At 39.1% G+C, this 20398-nt stretch carries 19 protein-coding genes; 2 read left to right on the top strand and 17 right to left on the bottom strand.

The window, feature by feature from the left end; genetic code table 11:
• Nucleotides 1-10 precede the first annotated feature (10 nt).
• The 4 genes from NSS81_RS25630 to NSS81_RS25615 all read right to left on the bottom strand — a co-directional run bounded on the left by NSS81_RS25630 (nucleotide 11) and on the right by NSS81_RS25615 (nucleotide 4764).
• Complete coding sequence (locus tag NSS81_RS25630; RefSeq protein WP_342431428.1) at nucleotides 11-1240, bottom strand: DUF438 domain-containing protein; 1230 nt, start codon at nucleotides 1238-1240, stop codon at nucleotides 11-13.
• 223 nt (nucleotides 1241-1463) lie between these two features.
• Nucleotides 1464-3203, bottom strand: a complete 1740-nt coding sequence (locus NSS81_RS25625; RefSeq protein ID WP_342431427.1) for an aromatic amino acid hydroxylase — start codon at nucleotides 3201-3203, stop codon at nucleotides 1464-1466.
• Nucleotides 3204-3227: 24 nt separating this feature from the next.
• Entirely contained in the window at nucleotides 3228-3524 is a 297-nt protein-coding gene (locus tag NSS81_RS25620) for a 4a-hydroxytetrahydrobiopterin dehydratase (RefSeq protein WP_342431426.1), read from the bottom strand.
• A gap of 142 nt (nucleotides 3525-3666) precedes the next feature.
• Nucleotides 3667-4764 carry a metallophosphoesterase gene (locus NSS81_RS25615; RefSeq protein ID WP_342431425.1) on the bottom strand — a complete coding sequence of 366 codons (1098 nt, stop codon included), beginning with the start codon at nucleotides 4762-4764 and terminating at the stop codon, nucleotides 3667-3669.
• 178 nt (nucleotides 4765-4942) lie between these two features.
• Here NSS81_RS25615 and NSS81_RS25610 point away from each other — a divergent pair, with 178 nt between their 5' ends.
• Nucleotides 4943-6094 carry a glycoside hydrolase family 18 protein gene (locus NSS81_RS25610; RefSeq protein ID WP_342431424.1) on the top strand — a complete coding sequence of 384 codons (1152 nt, stop codon included), beginning with the start codon at nucleotides 4943-4945 and terminating at the stop codon, nucleotides 6092-6094.
• 44 nt (nucleotides 6095-6138) lie between these two features.
• Here NSS81_RS25610 and NSS81_RS25605 read toward each other — a convergent pair whose 3' ends face one another.
• The 4 genes from NSS81_RS25605 to NSS81_RS25590 all read right to left on the bottom strand — a co-directional run bounded on the left by NSS81_RS25605 (nucleotide 6139) and on the right by NSS81_RS25590 (nucleotide 9159).
• Nucleotides 6139-7086: a rhodanese-related sulfurtransferase gene (locus NSS81_RS25605; protein WP_342431423.1), complete on the bottom strand. Its 948-nt coding sequence runs from the start codon at nucleotides 7084-7086 to the stop codon at nucleotides 6139-6141.
• Between the two features lie 169 nt (nucleotides 7087-7255).
• Entirely contained in the window at nucleotides 7256-8035 is a 780-nt protein-coding gene (locus NSS81_RS25600) for a class III extradiol ring-cleavage dioxygenase (RefSeq protein ID WP_342431422.1), read from the bottom strand.
• Between the two features lie 39 nt (nucleotides 8036-8074).
• The gene (locus NSS81_RS25595) at nucleotides 8075-8491 is read right to left on the bottom strand and encodes a DoxX family protein (RefSeq protein ID WP_342431421.1); all 417 of its coding nucleotides are present in this window, start codon (nucleotides 8489-8491) and stop codon (nucleotides 8075-8077) included.
• Nucleotides 8492-8523: 32 nt separating this feature from the next.
• Nucleotides 8524-9159, bottom strand: coding sequence for an alpha/beta hydrolase (locus NSS81_RS25590; protein WP_342431420.1), 636 nt, complete (start codon nucleotides 9157-9159; stop codon nucleotides 8524-8526).
• 209 nt (nucleotides 9160-9368) lie between these two features.
• Between NSS81_RS25590 and NSS81_RS25585 the strand changes: the two genes are divergently transcribed.
• Nucleotides 9369-9908: an XRE family transcriptional regulator gene (locus NSS81_RS25585; protein ID WP_342434144.1), complete on the top strand. Its 540-nt coding sequence runs from the start codon at nucleotides 9369-9371 to the stop codon at nucleotides 9906-9908.
• A 72-nt stretch (nucleotides 9909-9980) separates the two neighbouring features.
• On the opposite strand, the gene NSS81_RS25580 is transcribed toward NSS81_RS25585, so the two are convergent.
• From NSS81_RS25580 to NSS81_RS25540, 9 genes are all read right to left on the bottom strand, one after another.
• Nucleotides 9981-11429 carry an FAD-linked oxidase C-terminal domain-containing protein gene (locus tag NSS81_RS25580; protein WP_342431419.1) on the bottom strand — a complete coding sequence of 483 codons (1449 nt, stop codon included), beginning with the start codon at nucleotides 11427-11429 and terminating at the stop codon, nucleotides 9981-9983.
• A complete protein-coding gene (locus NSS81_RS25575) occupies nucleotides 11401-12789 on the bottom strand; it encodes a (Fe-S)-binding protein (protein ID WP_342431418.1) in 1389 nt (462 codons plus the stop codon). The genes NSS81_RS25580 and NSS81_RS25575 overlap by 29 nt, the downstream gene beginning before the upstream one ends.
• A 1-nt stretch (nucleotide 12790) precedes the next feature.
• Nucleotides 12791-14119 carry an FAD-binding oxidoreductase gene (locus tag NSS81_RS25570; RefSeq protein WP_342431417.1) on the bottom strand — a complete coding sequence of 443 codons (1329 nt, stop codon included), beginning with the start codon at nucleotides 14117-14119 and terminating at the stop codon, nucleotides 12791-12793.
• A 160-nt stretch (nucleotides 14120-14279) separates the two neighbouring features.
• Nucleotides 14280-15110 (bottom strand): crotonase/enoyl-CoA hydratase family protein, encoded by an 831-nt coding sequence (locus tag NSS81_RS25565; protein WP_342431416.1) that lies wholly within the window; start codon nucleotides 15108-15110, stop codon nucleotides 14280-14282.
• Nucleotides 15111-15121: 11 nt separating this feature from the next.
• Complete coding sequence (locus NSS81_RS25560; RefSeq protein WP_342431415.1) at nucleotides 15122-16060, bottom strand: MBL fold metallo-hydrolase; 939 nt, start codon at nucleotides 16058-16060, stop codon at nucleotides 15122-15124.
• 67 nt (nucleotides 16061-16127) lie between these two features.
• Nucleotides 16128-16991, bottom strand: a complete 864-nt coding sequence (locus NSS81_RS25555; protein WP_342431414.1) for a 3-hydroxyacyl-CoA dehydrogenase family protein — start codon at nucleotides 16989-16991, stop codon at nucleotides 16128-16130.
• A gap of 31 nt (nucleotides 16992-17022) precedes the next feature.
• On the bottom strand, nucleotides 17023-17808 hold the full coding sequence (locus tag NSS81_RS25550; protein WP_342431413.1) for an enoyl-CoA hydratase: 786 nt from the start codon (nucleotides 17806-17808) through the stop codon (nucleotides 17023-17025).
• An 88-nt stretch (nucleotides 17809-17896) separates the two neighbouring features.
• A complete protein-coding gene (locus tag NSS81_RS25545) occupies nucleotides 17897-19051 on the bottom strand; it encodes an acyl-CoA dehydrogenase family protein (protein ID WP_342431412.1) in 1155 nt (384 codons plus the stop codon).
• A gap of 88 nt (nucleotides 19052-19139) precedes the next feature.
• Nucleotides 19140-20291: a thiolase family protein gene (locus NSS81_RS25540; protein ID WP_342431411.1), complete on the bottom strand. Its 1152-nt coding sequence runs from the start codon at nucleotides 20289-20291 to the stop codon at nucleotides 19140-19142.
• Between the last annotated feature and the right edge of the window lie 107 nt (nucleotides 20292-20398).

Here is a 20398-nt window from a genome sequence, read left to right as displayed (position 1 = left end):
TCAACATGGTTTAAGTTAATATACGCTTTTCCCCTTCAATCGCTTGAATCGGGTCTATATTTTGGGTAAACTCTAGTGTTCCTACGTATTGTCCATTCTCATCACGGACAGCGAAATAACGGATATATACATATTTATCACGGAACTTGATATAGAAATCTTCGGTTTCCTTTCTGCCAGCTTTAAAGTCAGCCAATAATTCTTCAACAACATGGACACTTCTAGGCGGATGGCAGTTTTGAACGGTGCGGCCAATTACCGCTTTCGTTCGGGCAAAGATTCTTTCCTTTCCATGAGAGAAGTAGCGGACAACATCATCTTGATCAATAAATGTGATATCAACAGGTAAATGGTTTAAAAATAATTCAAGTTGTTTTAATGATAAAATTCCTGTTTCCATCTTAATATATCCTTCAGAGATGGCTTTCTCATCAATTGCCTTTCTGCCTGGTCTCCACTCTTCAGCAGGACCCGTCAGACAAAAGCCAATTTCATCACTTTCATTGGCAATTTTCACCCATTCATCTTCAGTTAGATTCTTTAGAGCCATTGGGAAAAGAATATTTTCTTCCTTGTAAATCATTCCGGTTACTTCACGAATGATGAAAGTAATCACTTCGATAACTGGGTGTTTATCACCCTTATAAGTTGTTAATTTTTGTTTTGCATCTTTAATTGCATCGCGAATAAAGTCGTCGATGCGCCACATATTAGTTGTCGGGCCATATATACCATACTTTTCTAGGTATGGGAAGATTAGATTCTCTTTACGGCTAAAATGTTTATCAATGTCTAATAGCAGATTTATATCTTCAATAAGCTTGTACACATTCTCACTTGTGTCTTCCTGTACAAATAGGTCCAGGTGGACTTGAAGCTTCTCTGTAACTAGCTTATCAAGTTCTCTATTTTCAAGTTTAAATGTATGAACCGGGTGCCCTGGTTGATCTTCAAGCTTTTGGATATGATCCATTACTTCAATCGAACCTTTAAAAAGTTCATTGTGCGAATGATAAATGCGCTGCATTTCAGCTATCGAAAGATCCCCTGCTTCCATCTCATCATGTTGAAGCTGAGATATTTCATCAATTGTTATTTTACCGATTAATGCGTTAAAGTGGGCTTTTACCTCATCAATATTCTTGCCGTTATGGAGATCTTTAAAAATTTGTCTAAGTATTTCTTTCCGTTCAGTATTATTAGTCGTTACTTGTTCTCGGTTATTAATGATTTCGCTCATAGGGATTCTCCTTTGCAATGGTTGAATCTATAAATACAAGTGAGAATATTTCTCATAACAACTGTAACATGAATAAATATCGCTGTTTGTGATTGGAATCACAAGTAGTATTTATTTTCAATAATATAAATTACATTGAAACCATAACAAAAGGCGAGCACCCAAGGTGTTCGCCTTTTTGACTTCAAATAGCAGGTTATTATTAATAACCATGCCCCGTTAATTAGTAGGTTGCCAGCATCAGTCCTCTGTCGATTAGAACCGAGTATTCCTCATGTAGATGCTTAATTCTTTCTAGCTGGGCTTTAAGTAATTCCTGTTTTTCTGCCAAAATATCGAGCTTTGCTAAAAGTTCTATAACCTCTATTCTTAACAACCAGTCCTCAGGAAAATTCTTTGTTAGTACATTAATTACTGCTAAAAGGTCCTTTTTTAACTCACTGCTGCCATTTTCACGAATCGTTCTAATTTGTCCATACAATTGTTCTAACGGAGATAACTCCTCTGTAACCAATGCTTTCGTTTCTATCTCTTCTAAATCCTCATAAAAATGTTCAGAATCTGCAGCACCAGCAAAGACAGACATGATTTTATGGCCAATCGCTAAATCATATGAACCCCATTCAGGCTGGAATAACACTTCATTGTTTAATGAAACGGTGCAATTTGTAAACGTGATCAGGAGTAATTTGTCATTCTTTCGAACGAGCTTAGTTGGAATGCCACTTAGTCCAACTCCGCTTTCATAATTTAGGGTGCATTCTTTCCCTAGCTCAATACCAAGGCTAGTAAGCTCATTATCAGCAAAATTCTCTAACGGTCTTTGAATATTTACCAGTTTACCTATAGGAGCACCAAAACCATCCCGGTGTGTTGCTTTTCCATGTCCACTTAGTTCTTCATTATCAAACGCTAATGCAGAAGGACCATCTGTTTTAATGTAAACCGCTTCACCCTTCGCGTCTTTAATAATCCGACTTAAGGTTCCAGTTAGCTGAAGACCCGAGCAATACTGAATGGTGGCAGTATGATTCGAGCGCAGTGCTTTATCAAGTCCTTCTGTTCCCCCGACCTTAAAGGCCATCTTACTCGCAAACTCATTAACCGCTTCAATTAACTGCTCAAAACTATCACAGACAAAAAGCTGTGGCTGCGGCTTAGTTATATCAAAGCCCGTTTCAATGACCGTTTGAAGATCAAATGGAAGTTTTTTAACGGAGGCTGTTAAACTGCTCCGCCCTTCTGCAACAGATGAAAGGAGTCCGGCGCCATATATTTGCGGTTGATCGACCGTTCCAATCAGCCCGTACTCGACCGTCCACCAATATAAACGAGAAATTTGTTCGGCTTCAGAAATTTGCGTTACAGCTGCTTGTTTTTCTTCAAAGTTAGCTTTTGCCGCATCAATTTCTTCTTTTGTTACTTTGCCGCTTTCAAGTAAATTCGAGTAAGTGCGAATGGCTTCAAATAGTTCATGCTCCTCACTCGTAGCAAGTGCCTTCGAGCCAATCTTACCAAAAAGTTTCACATATTCAGAAAATTTCTCCTCACAAAGAATCGGAGCATGGCCTGCCGCTTCGTGAATGATATCTGGTGCGGGAGTATATTGAATATTTTCAAGTTTACGAATGTCAGAGGCAATTGGTAATATCCCATTACCCTGGAAGTCGAAAAAAATCACTCCTGGGATAAAACCATCAATATTTGCTGCCCCCCATCCAAAAGGAGCTAACGCCTTGTTCATATCCATTACATTTGGTATCTTCTCAACGGAAATCGCCGATGACTTCAAACCTCCAATATAGGCGGAATGGGCTGAATCTTTAAGAAAGTTATGATTTTGCCTCATAACATAACGCCATACAGCATGATTAATGGGTGTGTATTTTTCGTATTGTTGATCAACAACGTATTTCTGTAAATGTCTAGGAATCCTTCTTACTTGCAAGTTTAGTTCCCCCATATGATCTCTCCTCCACAAAAACATTTACTTTTTTATCTGTAAATATAACTCATCGTATTTCTTGGCCAATACAAAATCTAATGCAGTTAAACCTTTCGCATTCCATGAAGATATCCTTAAGGTTACCAACTTATAATCAATCGAGATAAAAGGGTGATGATTAGCCTTCTCGGAAAGATTTGCCACCTGTTGAACAAACTCAATACCATTTAAATAATCAAGAAAGCGATATTTTCGTTCAATCCATTTTTCATCGGTTAGCTTCCAGTTCGGAATACCAGGTAACTTTTCCTGAACTTCCATTGGGGTTAGTTTTTCCATTACGGTCTCCCTTCAATAAAGCGCTTTCATAACCATGCGCTTTATTACTATTTTATATGATTAATTCAATTGAATGACAGTAAATCCTTTACCAAATAAAAAAAGTACCAAATCGGTACTTTTTAAAAAATATTTTGATCTGTTATTGATTGAAAGTTACATTGAGTTCAACGATTTCGGAACGAGTTCCAATCCTTAGTGGCAGTCCCCAAAAACCAAAACCTGAAGAGACAATGGATTGTAGTTGTTCCTTCCTCAGGTAACCCCAATCATTTTCAAATAACATATTGGTAATAAGATTACCTGGTGCCACTTGTCCGCGATGAGTATGACCTGAGAGAATTAGGTCGACACCATTTTCTGCAGCAATATCTAGATCATATGGCTGATGCTCAAGTAAAACAACAGGAGTATTTAGATTAACCTGTTTCATTAATGTAGGTAACTCCGCTCTCTTTACATCTTGATAGCCCTTGTCTTTTCGCCCAATTAAGGTAATCCCCTCAGGAAGGACAAGTACATCATCATCGAGCACTTTCATGCCACTGTTATTAAACACCTGTACAAGGTCGACATCATCGCGATCGTGATTACCTAATGAAGCATAGACAGGTGCATTAATTTGTTTCAAAATATCTGGAATTCCCTCCTCAAGAAAGGGTGTTACATCATCATTGATAATATCTCCTGGGAACAAGACAATATCAGGATTTTTTGCATTGATTTGTTCAACCAATTTTTTTGCTTGACCGCTGCCAGCAAGGTCTCCAAAATGCATATCCGACGCCATGATAATTTTCAGATCCTGCTTTCCTACAATTTGTTTTGGAATATTAATTTGGTACGTCTTAAAAACAGGACTGTAGGCATTAAATACCCCAAAGGTAAACGAACAAATGATGACGATTACTGTGCTGATACCAATCCACTTGACTGCCTTTTCCTTCGGTATCTTCGTAAATCTTCTTAAAAACAGGCTGAGATTTGCCACTGGAAGCAACAACACTAAGAAATAAAATAGGGATAGCCATATTGCACCCATCCATGTAATGAAAAGACTCTCCTCAATCCAAAAACCAAAAATGAAGGAATAAGCAAATAGAATTAGGACGGACCAAAAGAAGTACTTAAGACCCCGTTTCTCACCTCTTATTGTTTTAAGCCAAACCCAAATATTATAGCCAATATAAAAAATAAACAGATTATATAGTAATATAACTCCAATTCCAACAATCCACACAGAAGTATCTCCTTTAATTGTAAGTCTTTAATATAATTAGACAATAATCGAGATATTATGACAACTATTAACTATTGATAGATTCGTTGTCATCTAGAACGGGTGATTTTACCATCTCAATCTCTCTTTTATTTTGTTACAATTTGTAGGGAAAGAATTCTTAGGAGGAATGTAGATTATGAAGAAACGAAGTCTCCTCCTTACCATGGTAATCCTGCTTACCTTTACTGGAGGAATTTTTACAGGAGTATTTTTAACATCAAAAAGCGAACAGAAAGTAACAAATGCGCTAAAAGTAAATGAAGCACCTAAATCTTCTAAAGAGCTTGAGCCAAAGGATGCGCCAAATATGGAATTAGAAGATTCAAAGGTTTTAATAGGCTATGTCCAGGATTTTCGTGATCCAGAAATGGTAGATTACTCAAAACTCACACATGTGATATTTTCCTTTGCCCACCCGACGAAGGAAGGCGATATATTGCTTAATGGTGACTCCGCAATCAAAAATTTGCGGGCTATGGTTGCAAAAGCAGAAAAACATGATACAAAAGTTATTTTAGCTGTTGGTGGTTGGTTTCACATTAACGGCGGAGAATCCTACGACTATTTTAAAACAGCGATTAGTAACCCCAACTCTAGAACAAAGCTAGTGAACGAGCTTACTAGTATGGTAGACCGTGAAAAGCTAGATGGAATTGATATTGATTTTGAACATCCACGTTCTAAGGCAGATGCAGAAAACCTGGCTGCTTTTACGAAAGCGCTAAGCGATCAGCTTCATCCAAATGGGAAAGAGCTTTCTATTGCCGTGTATTCGAAGATCCATTCTGGGACAGGTACGGTAACGGACTTTGTTGTCTATGAGCCCACGATGTTTCAGCATGTAGATCATGTCAATATTATGGCCTATGATGGCCAGTGGGATGGCGGCTACAACGCTGCCAATTTATCACCCTATCCGTTTACAGAGAAAATCGTAAACTATTGGGCAGGACTATTCGAGAAACATAATCTTTCAAAAGAAAAACTCGTCTTAGGCGTCCCTTTTTATGCGCAACCAGAAGATGCTTCTATTAAACAGGTTTCTTATGCAGCAATTATTAACAATAACCCCGCGAATGCGACGAGTGATACGGTAAACATGAATGGTACGACCTACCATTATAATGGTATTACCACCATTCAAAAGAAGACTGGGTTAGCCCTTGATCGCGGCTTCGGAGGTATGATGCTATGGGAGGCTGGTCATGATTCATCCGGACCTCACAGCTTAACGGCAGCTATTTTTGAAGAGCTTACGAAATCACGTGGAAATCTTGCGAAAAAATAAGGAAAGGCTGTACTCTCAAAAAACAACGAGGGTACAGCCTTTTCTCATTTTTGTAAGTTCATTAATCTTTCATTTACCTCTTCTTCACTTAATGAATGTTCTGCCACGTAACGGTTTCTTGGGTGAACTCTACATTCATTGGAACAGCTTCGTAAATGGCGATGTTCATTTTCTTCGGAACAGAGGATTTTTTTATTACATGCTGGGTTGGCGCAATTCACGTAACGCTCACAAGGCTCGCCAGTGAAATGATCCTTACCGACTACGACATGCTCTTTCCGGTTAATCGGTACACTGATGCGCTCATCAAACACATATAGCTGCCCATCCCATAATTCACCTTGAACTTCAGGATCTTTACCGTATGTGACAATCCCACCATCTAGTTGTCCGACATCTTCAAAACCCTCTTCTAGAAGCCAGCCAGAGAACTTCTCACAACGAACTCCCCCAGTACAATAAGTGAGAATCTTCTTACCTTCAAATTCCTGCTTGTTTTCCCTGATCCATTCCGGCAAGTCGCGGAAATTAGTGATCTCTGGTCGAACAGCGCCTCGGAAGTGGCCTAAATCAAATTCGTAATCATTTCTGGCGTCAATAACAACCGTATCTTCTCTTTGCATTGCCTCGTAAAATTCCGTTGGCTTCAAATGCTTACCTGTTTTGGCCCTAGGATCAATATCGTCTTCAAGACGTAAGGTAACTAGTTCTGGGCGGACACGGATACGCAATTTTTTAAATGCATGCTCGGTAGCTTCATCAATTTTAAAAATCGTACCTGAAAAAAGCGGATGATCTTCCATAAACTTCATATAGGCATCCGTCTGCTCTATCGTACCTGAGACCGTCCCGTTAATGCCTTCTTCTGCAATAAGAATCCGACCTTTTAACCCTAATTCTGTGCAAAATTGAAAATGCTCATCCCGACACTCTTGAGGATTCTCAATGGTTACATATTTATAATACAATAACACTCTATATTCTTGATTCATAAAGACCACCTTACTACTTTTTAAAATAATTATTACTTTATATATAGTTTAAAATATTAACCGCATAATTATATCAAAAACTACAGCTTGCTTTCAACTTTTTATACATAACAGTAAAAAACACCAAACGATATCTTTTGGTGTTTTCTTGATAATTTACTTCCTATGCTCATCCAAACTGCCATACACTATGACTAAGGGTTCCATAACGATAGCTTCGGTGGAGCAGTTTAGCTTTGCGGCTAATATCTGCTGCCCCCATCGCATAAAGTAATGGAATAAAATGTTCTTTTCCATATGGAGGTACGGCAATTTCTGCATTAGGCGCTAAAGTTCCATACTCGAATACTGCATCTATATCCCAATTATGCAAATGATGGGCTAACCAATCATCAAACTCAAGGGACCATTGCTGGATCTTACCATTGTCTGCCCAGTCTAAAATTCGTAAGTTATGGACAGTACCACCACTGCCAATAATTAAAACATCCTTTTCACGCAAGGCGGATAAAGATTTCCCAATTTTATATTGTTCCGCTGGTGAAAGCTGCTGATTAACAGACATTGCAATAACAGGAATATCCGCTTCTGGATAAAGTAATCGGAGGACAACCCATGCACCATGATCTAAACCACGTTTGCTTTCCACTTCGAACGGGACACCATTGGCCGTGAACAAATCTTTAATTTCCTGTGAAATCTGCTGATCCCCTTTTGCAGGATATTTGATCGTGTATAAAGCAGGATCGAATCCGCCAAAGTCATAAATGGTGTCATAGGTATCGACTTCGCTAACTTTTTGAGTTCTAGACTCCCAATGTGCTGAAAACAGGATAATCGCCTTTGGACGCGGCAAGGATTGCCCTAACTGATTAATAAATTGGGTATATTCATTATTTTCAACAGCAATTAATGGTGCACCATGAGCGATAAAGAACGATGGTAACATGTTATTGCCCCCTTTTTTCTACCTATAATCTATAATGTTTTAGTTTGACGATTTTTGTCCTTTGAAAAGAATTTGATCTAGCGCAAGCATTTTGCTGCCATTGATTGCAATAAATAACGCCATTGCTAAAAATGCTAAATCTAATTCATAACCTGCTCCCATTGTTCCATCACCTATAAAGCCGACTGCTAATTTTACTTTTAATGTCGCACCAATCATTAATAATGCTAACAATGCAGACACGATTCTGCTTCCAAAACCTACTAGTAAGGCAATTCCTCCAACCATTTCTAACAAGGCTACTCCGTATGCCAAGAATCCCGGTAAACCAATTGCATCAAACCATCCAGCGATATTTTCAATTCCGCTTTGGAACTTGACTAGACCATGAATAAAGAAAGTTAAACCTAAAACTACCCGTAAAATTAATGTACCTGCTTCGTATTTTTTTATCATTATTATTCCTCCAAATTTAATTAATATTTTATTTATTTTTTCTCTAAGCTATCTAAAAGCCATTTTGTAAAGTCTTGGTGGTTTTTTAATGAAACGGTATGCCCATCCGGATACGTTTCAAAAGATACATTTGCTCCTAATCCAAGAAAATACTCATTATTTGCTACTCCCCACTCGAACGGCAGAACTTGATCCATTTCACCATGAGAAATAAATATTGATAACTGATTGACTGGTTTTATTTCGTATTCTTCCTTAACAAAGGCTGGTAGATAACCACTAAGGGCGACAATTCCCTTTATGCGATTTCCTAATGTTAATCCTAGTGTCATCGAAAGAATCGCTCCTTGGCTAAAACCGAGCAGGTATAACTGCTTACTATCCAAGGGGTACTTTTCAGAAGCATAGTCAATAAAGCTAATAAGATTATTTACTCCTTGATCAAAAGCGTCCCGATGAGGTTTCCCATATCCTTGAATGGTGAAATAAGCAAAACCAGGCGGTTGAGATAGATGACCGCGAATACTAAAAATGAAAAACTGATCTTCTAAGCCATCTGCCAAAGACAATATGTTTTGTTCATAACTGCCCATTCCATGCATTAAAAACAGTGCAGGATATGTTTTATCTGGATCAAACTGTTTGGGCTGACGAAGCTCGTAGATCATCGGTGAGTTCAACATTATCATCCTTTCTTTTTATTTCCTTATATAAAATAAAGATTCATATTCGTAAACATTAGCGCAAAAAAATTCGCTTGTTTTCTAATGCGAATATTTGTTGTCTATATAATAACAAGATATTTTGTGGATTGTCAACAATATTTTTGCTAATATATAATTATGTTCTATATTAGGAAACAAAAAGGGTGATTAAACTGGATATTGGGTCAAAAATCCGTGCGATACGAAACAGAAAAAAAATTACAATTGCTCAAATGTGTGAAGGTACCGGACTCTCTAAAGGATTTATAAGCAATGTCGAAAACAATAACACCTCCCCATCGATTAGTACCCTGCAAACAATTGCAAGTTATTTAGGAGTTCCCTTACCCTACTTATTACTGGAAAAGAAACAACAAATGCGAGTGGTAAGAAAAGATGGTAGAACGACGACTAACTATAATAAGTTGAACGTTGAACATATTAGCTCTATGGGTGGTTTAAGTTTAAGGAGTGTCGAGTTTCCGCCAGGCGCCTCCATTGGTGATGCCCATGCTCATGAAGGGGAAGAATGTCATTTAGTATTAGCTGGAAAGATTTTGGCTGAACAAGGAGAGGACTCAATCATATTAGAGGAAGGCGATTCTTTCAGTTGGAATGCCAGTGTGCCGCATACGGTCAAAAACATTGGGGAAGGTAAGGCTGTTGTATTAATTGCTGTTTATTCAGATACTGAACTTAATGACCTTTTATAAAATGTAATCGAAATTAACAAAAAAAGTGAAGTTCTGTTTCTTCACTTTTTTTTGTTTTACTCTAAACATAACTTATGAAGTCTCCATCTCCTGTTTTATTTCCACACAGCGCCCTGGAGCAGGAAATAATTTTCCTGCATTTAATAGGTTGTGCGGATTAAAAATTTCACGAATATTTGTCTGGGCGATAATTTCTTCGTCACTAAATACAAAGCGCATTTCTTCCCGTTTTTCAATTCCGACACCATGCTCGCCTGTAATCGTTCCGCCTACATCGGCACAAGCCTTTAAACAGGCACTTCCAGCTAAAATTGCTGTTTCGATTTCTCCTGGCTTTTTAGCATCAAAAAGAACCAACGGATGAAGATTACCATCTCCTGCATGAAAAATATTAGCTATCCGCAAACCAGATTCTTCACTAATTTGATTAATTTTACGCAAAACGTCAGGAAGCTTACTTCTAGGTATAACACCATCCTGAACTAGATAATCCGGTGAAATAGTACCCATCGCTCCAAACCCTGTTTTGCGATTTGCCCACCATTTTCCCCTTTCTTCCTCATCCTTTGCTGCACGTACATCTCGTACATTTCGATTCTTACACACATCCAAGATTTGGTTGATTTGTTCCTCAATTCCTGCCGCAATTCCGTCCACTTCAATCAACAGGACTGCTTCTATATCCTTGGGATGCCCCACAGGAAACGCTGCTGCCTCAACACCTTCAATAGCTATTTTGTCCATCATTTCAAGTGCGGCAGGGACAATTCCCGCAGAAATAATATCTGAAACGGCTTGGCTACCATCTTCTACCTTATCGAAATAGGCAAGAACCGTTTGTTTTCCTTCGGGACTCTTTAGAATGCGCACAGTTATTTTCGTTACTATCCCCAAAGTTCCTTCTGATCCCGTTATTAATCCCAGCAAATCGTAACCTGGTTCGTCGGCAATCCCATTTTTCCCAATTTCTATGATCTCTCCATTAGGTAATACCACTTCTAGGCCAAGGATATGATTGGTTGTCACACCATATTTCAGGCAGTGAGCCCCACCGGCATTTTCTGCTACATTCCCGCCAATGGTACAGCAATATTGGCTTGAAGGGTCTGGGGCATAATAATAACCCTTATCAGAGATTGAATTCGTCAGTTTTAAATTGACAAAGCCAGGTTCAACAATGGCTCTTCGATTTTCAAGATCGACACTTAGTAGTCTTTTCATTCTGACCATACTAATAATTACTTCCCCATTAACAGGAATGGCACCTCCGCTTAGCCCCGTTCCAGCACCGCGGGCTAGAAATGGGAGTCCGTTTACTGTGCAATATTTTACAATCTCCGATACTTCAAGCGTATTCTCAGGAAATACAACAGCTTTTGGCAGATGTTTATGGATGGTAAAACCATCACAGTCATAAGCTAGTAAGTCTTCTTGGTGGTATAAAATCGATTTCACTCCACCCACTATGGCCGCGAGATTAATGATATGCTTGTCATTGGTTTTGATTTTTTTCGGTGCCATGAGACTTCTCCTCCTTCACATGCTCAGCATCTTTCTGATAAGCCCAGTCAAGAAGCTGAACCGTATGAACAATTTTTTGATTTCTCCCATATTTTTGAACTCCTAATGCCATTTGGAGCATACACCCGGGATTCCCCATCGAAATCATTTCAACGTCTTCTGGCACATTTTCCATCTTACTTTTGAGAATTGCATCAGCCATTTCAGGATTAGTAAGATTATAAATCCCCGCACTTCCACAGCAGCGGTCTGAATTTGGCATAGGAATGAGTTCAAGTCCAGGTATATCCAACAGAAGTTCTCGTGGTTCCTGTCTGACACCTTGTCCGTGGGCTAAATGACAGGCATCGTGATATGTTACCCGTGTATTAACCCTTGTTTTTGGCTTTACAAAGCCTGTGTCATGTAAATATTTCGAGATATCTTCTACCTTATTTTCAAATTTCTCTGCTCTCGCTCTCCATTTTGGTTCTTCCCGGAATAATTCTGCATATTCCTTCATCATGCACCCGCAACCTGCTGCATTAACAATTATTTTTTCAGCCCCTTCAAACGCTTCTATATTTTGCTTTGCCAGCTTCCTTCCCATGTCTCGATCACCGGCATGGACGTGCAAGGCTCCGCAGCAGGTTTGATTTTTTGGAATGCTTACATCATTTCCATTCCTTGTTAGGACATTGATGGTTGATTCATTAATATCACTAAACATGACATCCATTACACAGCCTGTCAGCAATGCAACCTCATGCTTGGTTTCACCTTTTGCTTTTATAAGTGTTTTATTTTTATATTTTCTTCGGACGGACTGTGTTACTTTTGGCATAATTGATTCCATCTCAACTAAATGCTTTGGCATAACATTAATAATTTTTGTTTTTCTTACTACCTTTTGCATCCCACTCTTCTGGTAAAATTTTAAAATACCGCCAAGCGTATTTAAGCGTGATTGATGGGGAAACACACCGTGGAGAAAGAATTTATTTACTGCTTTCTTCATCCCTTTTAGCGGTATAGCTTGTCGAACTTGCCCACGCGCCTCCTCTATTAGTCCACCTACATCTACATTAGCTGGGCAAGCAGTGGTACAAGCCCGACAATCGAGACAGGCAAAAACTGGGTCCATAAAATGTTCATTCACATTCAGCTTACCTTCAGCTACCGCCTTAATGAGATAGACACGTCCGCGAGGCGAATGTTGTTCCTCACCGGTTTGTTCATAGGTAGGGCAAGATTCTAAGCACATACCGCAGTGCACACAATCTGCCCATTTTTTTTCATCAGGAAAATCTTTCCAAAGATAATTACCAAGCGTTGTTGGACAAGGAATATTTTGGTTCAGATCACGTTCCTTTACCCTCATTTTATATCCCCTCTACAAAACGATTTCGGTTCAAAATTCTGTTAGGGTCAATCTTTTGCTTAATTCCTGCAAATAGAAAATGTGAGGCTGTCTTTGCTCCCCATACATTAACTTCCTGTCGTAAAGCGTATGGCAGATGTTTGATAACCGCGTAACCACCAAGCTTTTCGGCTCTTTCTCTAACGAGCTGAATGGCACGAACAACATCATTACTTGCGCCACCTATTGTCATTTGACATAAGCCATTTCCTAAGCAACCATGGGCATGGATTGAAACATTACACAAATCTTGAATAAGATCTGACTCTTGTAAAATCTTAATTATATCTAGGTTCACAACACCAATTTTTAATGTTGCTTCTGTTTGATTATTATCTAATCCTTTATTCCCGTCTGGATGTATCTGATAAAATTGTTTCCAAAATGACTCCATTTCTTCTTTTTGTGTGAGGTATGATAGGTTGGTTTGATGAGGGGCAATACTCTTAATATAATCTTCTTGATACTGTACAGAACTTTTTACGTCTTCAAAAGACAACAGTAACGTATAGTGTTTTTTATTTGTCAGCTTTTTAGCTAAGGTTGGGTTTAATAATTCGAAGCTAACCGGCTCAATCATCGAATCAAGCACTTTAACGGCAAATGATCGTATCACTTCTAGATTCCCCTCAGGGAAATTTATTAAAGTAATAGACCCATATTTTGAAATGGGACGCAGCTTAAATGTTACTTCTGAGATCACTCCAAGTGTACCCATCGAACCGATATAAAGCTTGTTCATATCATAGCCGGCCACATTTTTGACCACTCTTCCGCCTGAACGTATTACTTTTCCATCTGGATAGACCATTCGGAGTCCAATGACCGCATCCCTTGCGGATCCATATCCTAATCTTTTGGGGCCACTATCATTTGTAGCAATCACTCCACCAATCGTCGCATTATCTAAAAAAAAAGGGTCTAGTGGGATTTTTTGATTATATTGGGCTAAATAGCTTTGAATTTCTTTGAAGTAAGTACCTGACTTAACGGTCAACGTCATATCACCAGGAATATGCTCAACAATTCCTGAATATTGAATGAGTGATAATTGGATGTCTGCTTCTTTTACTTGACCGCCAAACCCTCTTTTTGACCCTCCTCCCATGATTGAAATCGATAGCCCATTCGTATTTGCATAGTTTAATAGTGCGGATATTTCCTCTTCTGTTTTTGGAAAAATAGTAATTTGTCCGGAATTACCTAAAGGATGATCCGTATTTTCTTCTTTCCGTATTTGTTCTTCATTCACCAATTTCTTTATTTCAGAAAGATATTCAACTGTAACCAAGCAAACCACCTCCTATTTATCTAAAACTCGCAAAATTCATAGGGATATTATTACAAGATATTTATTAAAATCATGGAATATGTTAGACTCTTGAACCTAAAGCAGGGTGTCCTATCGAAAGGCACCCCATTGTTTGTTTTATCTATTTTTGCAAGCATTACTACTTCCACCAGGGGTAGAAAGGCGGCATATCAGAACTTGTCTTCATGGTGAAGTTCGCTGGTCTTTTTTCTAAAAAGGAAGATACTCCTTCTTTTGCATCATTCTGACCACCCAGCCACTGAATCATCTTTGATTCAACCTTATGAGACTCGATTGGATGATCAGCACCAAGCATCCGCCACATCAATTGTCTTGTAAGGGCTACTGAGATACTAGAGGTATTTTCGACAATCTCTGCAGCAATCGATAGTGCGGCAGGCAATAGATCCTCCGGAGAAACCACTTGACTCACCAAACCGCCATTCAATGCTTCTTGAGCAGATAAAATCCGGCCGGTTAACGTCCATTCAGCCGCTTTACTTATCCCAACGACACGCGGCAAAAACCAGCCGCTGCAGGCTTCAGGAGCAATCCCTCGTCGGGTAAAAACAAAACCCATTTTTGCATTCGTTGAGGCAATGCGGATATCCATTGGCAGTGTCATTGTAATTCCTACACCAACTGCAGGACCATTGATCGCAGCAATCATTGGCTTTTTCATCTCATAGATTCGTAGACTTATTCGCCCGCCACTATCCCGATAATCCTCTTCAGGTGTTTCATTGTCGGCAAAGGTATCCCCGCCCTTTTCAAGGTCTGCACCTGCACAAAATCCCCTACCAGTTCCTGTAACAATAATTGCCTTCACTTCATCATCTTGATCCGCTCGATCAAGAATACCAATAAATTCGTTTATCGCCTGTTCTGTAAGCGCATTTAATCGATCTGGGCGGTTAAGAGTAATCATCAAGATATTGTTTTCAATGTGACAAAGGAAATTGTCTGACATACAACCACCTCCTATATTGCCTCATAAAACCAGGTACCATTTATTAATTCCTTTTTACATTGATTATTCAAATAGAGGAATTCCAGATGGGCAAGAGTTTCACCAATAGCAAACCTGGTCTCGTGAATGGTCAATTTTTTAAACAGCTTACTATTTACTTCATAAATAGTGGAGGGTTTTATAAGATAACCATACACTTCCTCTAAACGTTCCTGATGGTGCAGCAATAACTCTTCAATTCTATGATTTGCATTTCTAAATGGTGTGCCATGTGATGGGATAACATAATCAACACCTAGCTGTTTAATTTTTTCCAGACTCATAAAGAAGGCTTGTAATGGATTTCGGATACCTCGAAACCAATACGAAATATTCGGTGAGATTCTCGGTAAAATATGGTCCGTTGAAAAAAGAATGTTATTTTCTTTGTTATACAGAGTGATTAATCCATCAGAATGCCCTGGAGTAAATATTACCTCGTATTCAAATTTCCCAAATAAGATTTTCATACCTTCTTCTAGGTAATGATTCACTTGTGGATAAGGTTTTACCTGGGCATTAAAACTCTCTTCGTCCGTTGTTAACTTGGCGGATAAATGACCTGGGAGGCCGCACATATGATAATTTCTATCTACTTCCTCCAACGAGTCGGGTTCCCAGTAAGTTAGGCCATTGTGAGCATCCACTTCCGTCATCCAAACTTCTGCATTTGTTAACTGCTGCAGTTTTCCCGCATAGCCGAAATGGTCGGGATGGTAATGGGTTAGAATAATATCCTTTATATCATGTTTTGCAATAAGTGGCTGCCAACTATTTCTTGATACTTCTGTATTTAATCCTGCATCAATAATTGTCCACCCACTTGCACCTTCTGCTAAAAAACAATTCACATGATTTAAGCGGAAGGGCAATGGGATTGTTACTTGTGTTACACCTATTTCACTTAACAAGTAATACTTCTCCTTCCTTATAAACCCATTGTAAATAAACGTTTACCTGGATTAGCTAGTAAATAATTTAAGAGTTATAGCTGTAAAAACCCTTGCCTGTTTTGCGACCATATTCTCCGTTTAAGTATTTTTCAGTTATCACTTTTTGCGGTTTTTGGTTTTCATCGCCAGTTTCTTCATATAGTACCTGGCGGATATAATAATTGACATCAATCCCTGTTAAATCCAAGAGTGCAAATGGTCCAATCGGATGATTAAGCGCTTTTGTACAGGCAAGATCAATCTCCTCTACTGTTGCGATATCATTTTCTAATAGATAAATGGCTTCATCGATTAACGCGCCTAGTATTCTATTGGCAACAAAACCGGAGATTTCCTTTTTCAAGAGAATTGGAGTCTTGTTTATTTGTTTGACAAGTTCTACAGCCGTGTCTGCTGTTTCATCAGAGGTTTGAGGGCCCTTTACCACTTCTACCAATTCCATAACCAATACTGGATTAAAGAAATGGAGATTACATATTTTTTCCGGACGATTTGTTGCATCAGCCAGCTTAGAACTGACAATCGTCGAACTATTAGTAGCAATGATTGCATGTGAGGGTGCTAACCTATCTATTTCTGCAAATAACTGACGCTTTACATCGAGTTTTTCAACGATTGCTTCAATCACGAAATCAGTTTCTGCAACTGCCTTTTCCAATGAAGTGACAAATTTCAGTCTAGCAAATGCTTTCTCTGCTTCTAGGAGTGATATTTTGCCTTTAGAGATTCTTTTATTAATATGGCCATGCAAGGAATCTTCTGCTACTTTAAGACTTTCTTCATTAATATCCTGTAAATATACATCGAATCCCGCTAAGGCCGAAACCATTGCAATTTGCGAACCCATTACACCAGATCCAACTACTGTTATTTGTTTAATTTCTGTCAACGTTACATTCCTCCGTTTATAGATAAATTTTTTAACGATGCTTGAAGGAAGGCGCACGCTTTTCAATAAAGGCTTGAACCCCTTCTTTTACATCCTCTGTGCCAAATACCTCAGCAAAAAGTCCTGACTCAATTTCAATTGCGGCATCAAATGAAGTATCAAATCCTTGATTAACAGCCTTTTTAATTCTGCTTAATGCTTGCAGAGAATAACCAGCCATTTTTTCTGCCATTTTAATTGCAGCCTGCATTCCTTCACCGTTCGCTGCGACTTGATTGACTAAACCTAGTGTTAGAGCTTCATCGGCAGTAATCGGATCACCCAAAAACATTAATTCCTTTGCTTTAGACGGGCCAATTAATCTTGGTAAACGCTGCGTTCCGCCGCCACCAGGGAAAAGACCTAATTTCACCTCTGGTAAGCCAATCTTAATTTGCTCCTCTGCTATCCGAATATCACACGTTAAAGCGAGCTCACAGCCGCCGCCAAAAGTGATTCCATTTAACACGGCAATCGTTGGCTTTGCTAAGTTATCAATGAAATTGAATACTTTATGCGACTCCATATTCATATTTTTCAAGTCTTCTGCTTGCATATCTAACCAGGAAGGGAATTCCTTAATATCAGCTCCCGCCATAAATGCTCGGTTGCCTGCACCCGTTAAAATCGCAACGATTACATTTGGATCATTAGCAATCTCAGAAAACACATCGCCTAACTCGGCGACAACTTGTGTACTTAAAACATTCATTGGTGGATTATCAATCGTAACAATGGCAATTCCTTCCGTTGTTTCTACATGAACCAGCTTTGTCATAATGATCTCTCCCATCATTCTTCCTAAATTTTATGGAAATGGCACTAAATAATGTTTATCGGTGCTTTTCCTTTTGATTAGTTGCTATTTATAGTCCCAAATTTTTTGCGATGATGACCTTCATAATTTCATTTGTACCCGCATAAATGCTTGAAATAGGAATATCTCGGAACCTTCTGGCAATCTCGTATTCTTCCATATAACCATAGCCACCATGAAGCTGCATGCATTCTGTCGCTACTTTTTTCGCCATATCCGTTGTCCACCATTTCGCCATCGACACTTCAGTGACGATATTCTCTTCAGCCATATGTTTTACAATCAATTGGTCTACAAATGTCCGACCAATTTGGATTTGAGTCGCCATTTCGGCTATTTTAAACTGTGTATTTTGAAATTTGCTAATTGGTTTTCCAAAGGCCTCGCGTTGTTTTACGTAATCTAATGTAATCTCTAACATTCTCTCCGCCGCGGTCATTGCCCCAATAGCAACGGTTAAGCGTTCCTGTTGCAGTTTTTCCATTAAATAGTAAAAGCCCCGTCCCTCTTCACCCAGTAAATTTTCAACAGGTACTCGACAATCCTCAAAAATTAATTCAGCTGTGTCAGCAGAATGCTGTCCGACTTTATTTAACTTTTTACCTTTTCGAAATCCTAGAACTTCTTGATCAATAGCATCTACAACAATCAAGCTTATACCGTTATGGGCAGGTTGAGCTAAAGGATCGGTTTTACAAACCAGCACGACAAAATTAGTTGTATAGCCATTCGAAATAAACGTCTTTTCACCATTAATTATGTAATGGTCACCATCTCTTACAGCCGTTGTTTTGATAGCAGCTAAATCTGATCCAGTTCCTGGTTCAGTCATCGCAACGGAAGAAATCATATCACCTGTAATACTTCTCGGTAGCCATTTTCTCTTTTGTTCTACTGATCCAAAAGAATCGATGTATGGCATGACTATATCATTATGAATCGCTGGCCCGCTAATCCCTGTTCCTACTTTTTCAAGTTCTTCTCCGAGTACGACAGAGTAACCAAAGTCGGCATTCATCCCACCATATTCTTCATCCAACCATGGGCATAAAAACCCAAGTTCTCCCAACTGCTTCCAATATGAGTTTGGAACTTGATGGTCGGCTTCCCATTGCTCGAAGTTAGGGATAACTTCTTTTTCTAAATATTTCCTTAGTGATTTTCGAAAAAGTTCATGACTTTCCGTAATAAACGGTCTTTCCATCTACTTCACACCCCTATTAGTTAAATACTTGAAAGAGTGCAGAGTCCTAACACCATATGATTAAGGACTCTGCGGGTTTACTCAAAAATTAATTTATTCTTTCAATAATTGTTCCGTTGGCCATACCGCCACCTTCACAAATCGATTGGAGACCAAAACGACCGCCAGTTCTTTCAAGTTCATGCATCATCGAAATCATTAGACGAGCACCAGTTGCTCCTAGTGGATGACCTAGGGCAATTGCTCCGCCATTTGGATTGAGCTTTTTCGGATCCGCCTTAATTTCTTCCAACCAGGCCATTGGAACAGGGGCGAAGGCTTCATTCACTTCATAGGTGTCCATATCTTCTATGGTAAGTCCAGCTTTCGCGAGTACTTGCTTCGTTGCTTCAATTGGACCAGTTAGCATTAATGTTGGGTCAGAGCCTACAACAGAGCGAGCAACAATCCGGAAACGTGGTTTCAGTCCTAATTCCTCTGCCTTTTCTCTAGACATCAACAATACGGCTGCAGCACCATCACTCATTTGGCTTGCATTTCCTGCATGGATTTTTCCATCTTCAGTAAAAGCAGGTTTCAGTGTGCCTAACTTTTCAACAGATGTACCGCGGCGGGGACCCTCATCCTGTGTTACAGTTACGGTTGTTCCATCCTCAAGTGTTACTTCTAAAGGCATAATTTCTCTTTCAAAATAACCTTCTTCTTGTGCTTTTAGGGCACGATTATGACTTTCAAATGAAAATTCATCTAATTGACTGCGAGTAAAGCCCCAAAGATCTGCAATTCGCTCGGCGGATAAACCCTGATGAATCATTTCATAGCGAGAAGTCTGTTCCTCGCTCCAATCTGAATTTTGACGTGTTGCCCCTAAAGGCACACGGGACATGCTTTCAACACCGCCGGCAATGACGATATCCATATCACCACTCATAATGGCTTGTGCTGCGAAATGAATCGCTTGTTGACCAGAGCCACATTGACGATCTAAAGTTGTACCCGGGACATGAATTGGGAAGTCTGCCATCAATACAGCATTACGAGCAATATTTAAGCCTTGTTCTTCAACCTGAGAAACACAACCCATAATCACATCTTGAACCAGTCCGGAATTAATTCCTGCACGATTGACCAATTCCTTAAGTACTTTTGCAGCCAAGTCATCTGGACGTACTGTACTTAATACCCCTTTTCTTTTTCCTACTGGTGTACGAACGGCTTCAACAATTACAACTTCACGCATATTAAATTCCTCCTAATTAGTATAAAATTTTATAAAAAAGTTGATAAACTCTTTTTATTGAACAATACGAATAATAAGTTAATATTCTCCATAACTTGTTTAAACCC

The organism is Neobacillus sp. FSL H8-0543 (assembly GCF_038592905.1).
Taxonomy (GTDB): domain Bacteria; phylum Bacillota; class Bacilli; order Bacillales; family Cytobacillaceae; genus Neobacillus.
Note: the sequence above shows the minus strand (reverse complement) of the source record. Positions and strands in the feature narration are given on the sequence as shown.

Bases quoted from the DNA above. Each gene is read 5' to 3' on its own strand.
- NSS81_RS25630 (WP_342431428.1), bottom strand. From the start codon at position 1,240: ATGAGCGAAATCATTAATAACCGAGAACAAGTAACGACTAATAATACT.
- NSS81_RS25625 (WP_342431427.1), bottom strand. From the start codon at position 3,203: ATGGGGGAACTAAACTTGCAAGTAAGAAGGATTCCTAGACATTTACAG.
- NSS81_RS25620 (WP_342431426.1), bottom strand. From the start codon at position 3,524: ATGGAAAAACTAACCCCAATGGAAGTTCAGGAAAAGTTACCTGGTATT.
- NSS81_RS25610 (WP_342431424.1), top strand. From the start codon at position 4,943: ATGAAGAAACGAAGTCTCCTCCTTACCATGGTAATCCTGCTTACCTTT.
- NSS81_RS25605 (WP_342431423.1), bottom strand. From the start codon at position 7,086: ATGAATCAAGAATATAGAGTGTTATTGTATTATAAATATGTAACCATT.
- NSS81_RS25600 (WP_342431422.1), bottom strand. From the start codon at position 8,035: ATGTTACCATCGTTCTTTATCGCTCATGGTGCACCATTAATTGCTGTT.
- NSS81_RS25595 (WP_342431421.1), bottom strand. From the start codon at position 8,491: ATGATAAAAAAATACGAAGCAGGTACATTAATTTTACGGGTAGTTTTA.
- NSS81_RS25590 (WP_342431420.1), bottom strand. From the start codon at position 9,159: ATGATCTACGAGCTTCGTCAGCCCAAACAGTTTGATCCAGATAAAACA.
- NSS81_RS25580 (WP_342431419.1), bottom strand. From the start codon at position 11,429: ATGGCACCGAAAAAAATCAAAACCAATGACAAGCATATCATTAATCTC.
- NSS81_RS25575 (WP_342431418.1), bottom strand. From the start codon at position 12,789: ATGAGGGTAAAGGAACGTGATCTGAACCAAAATATTCCTTGTCCAACA.
- NSS81_RS25565 (WP_342431416.1), bottom strand. From the start codon at position 15,110: ATGTCAGACAATTTCCTTTGTCACATTGAAAACAATATCTTGATGATT.
- NSS81_RS25550 (WP_342431413.1), bottom strand. From the start codon at position 17,808: ATGACAAAGCTGGTTCATGTAGAAACAACGGAAGGAATTGCCATTGTT.
- NSS81_RS25545 (WP_342431412.1), bottom strand. From the start codon at position 19,051: ATGGAAAGACCGTTTATTACGGAAAGTCATGAACTTTTTCGAAAATCA.
- NSS81_RS25540 (WP_342431411.1), bottom strand. From the start codon at position 20,291: ATGCGTGAAGTTGTAATTGTTGAAGCCGTTCGTACACCAGTAGGAAAA.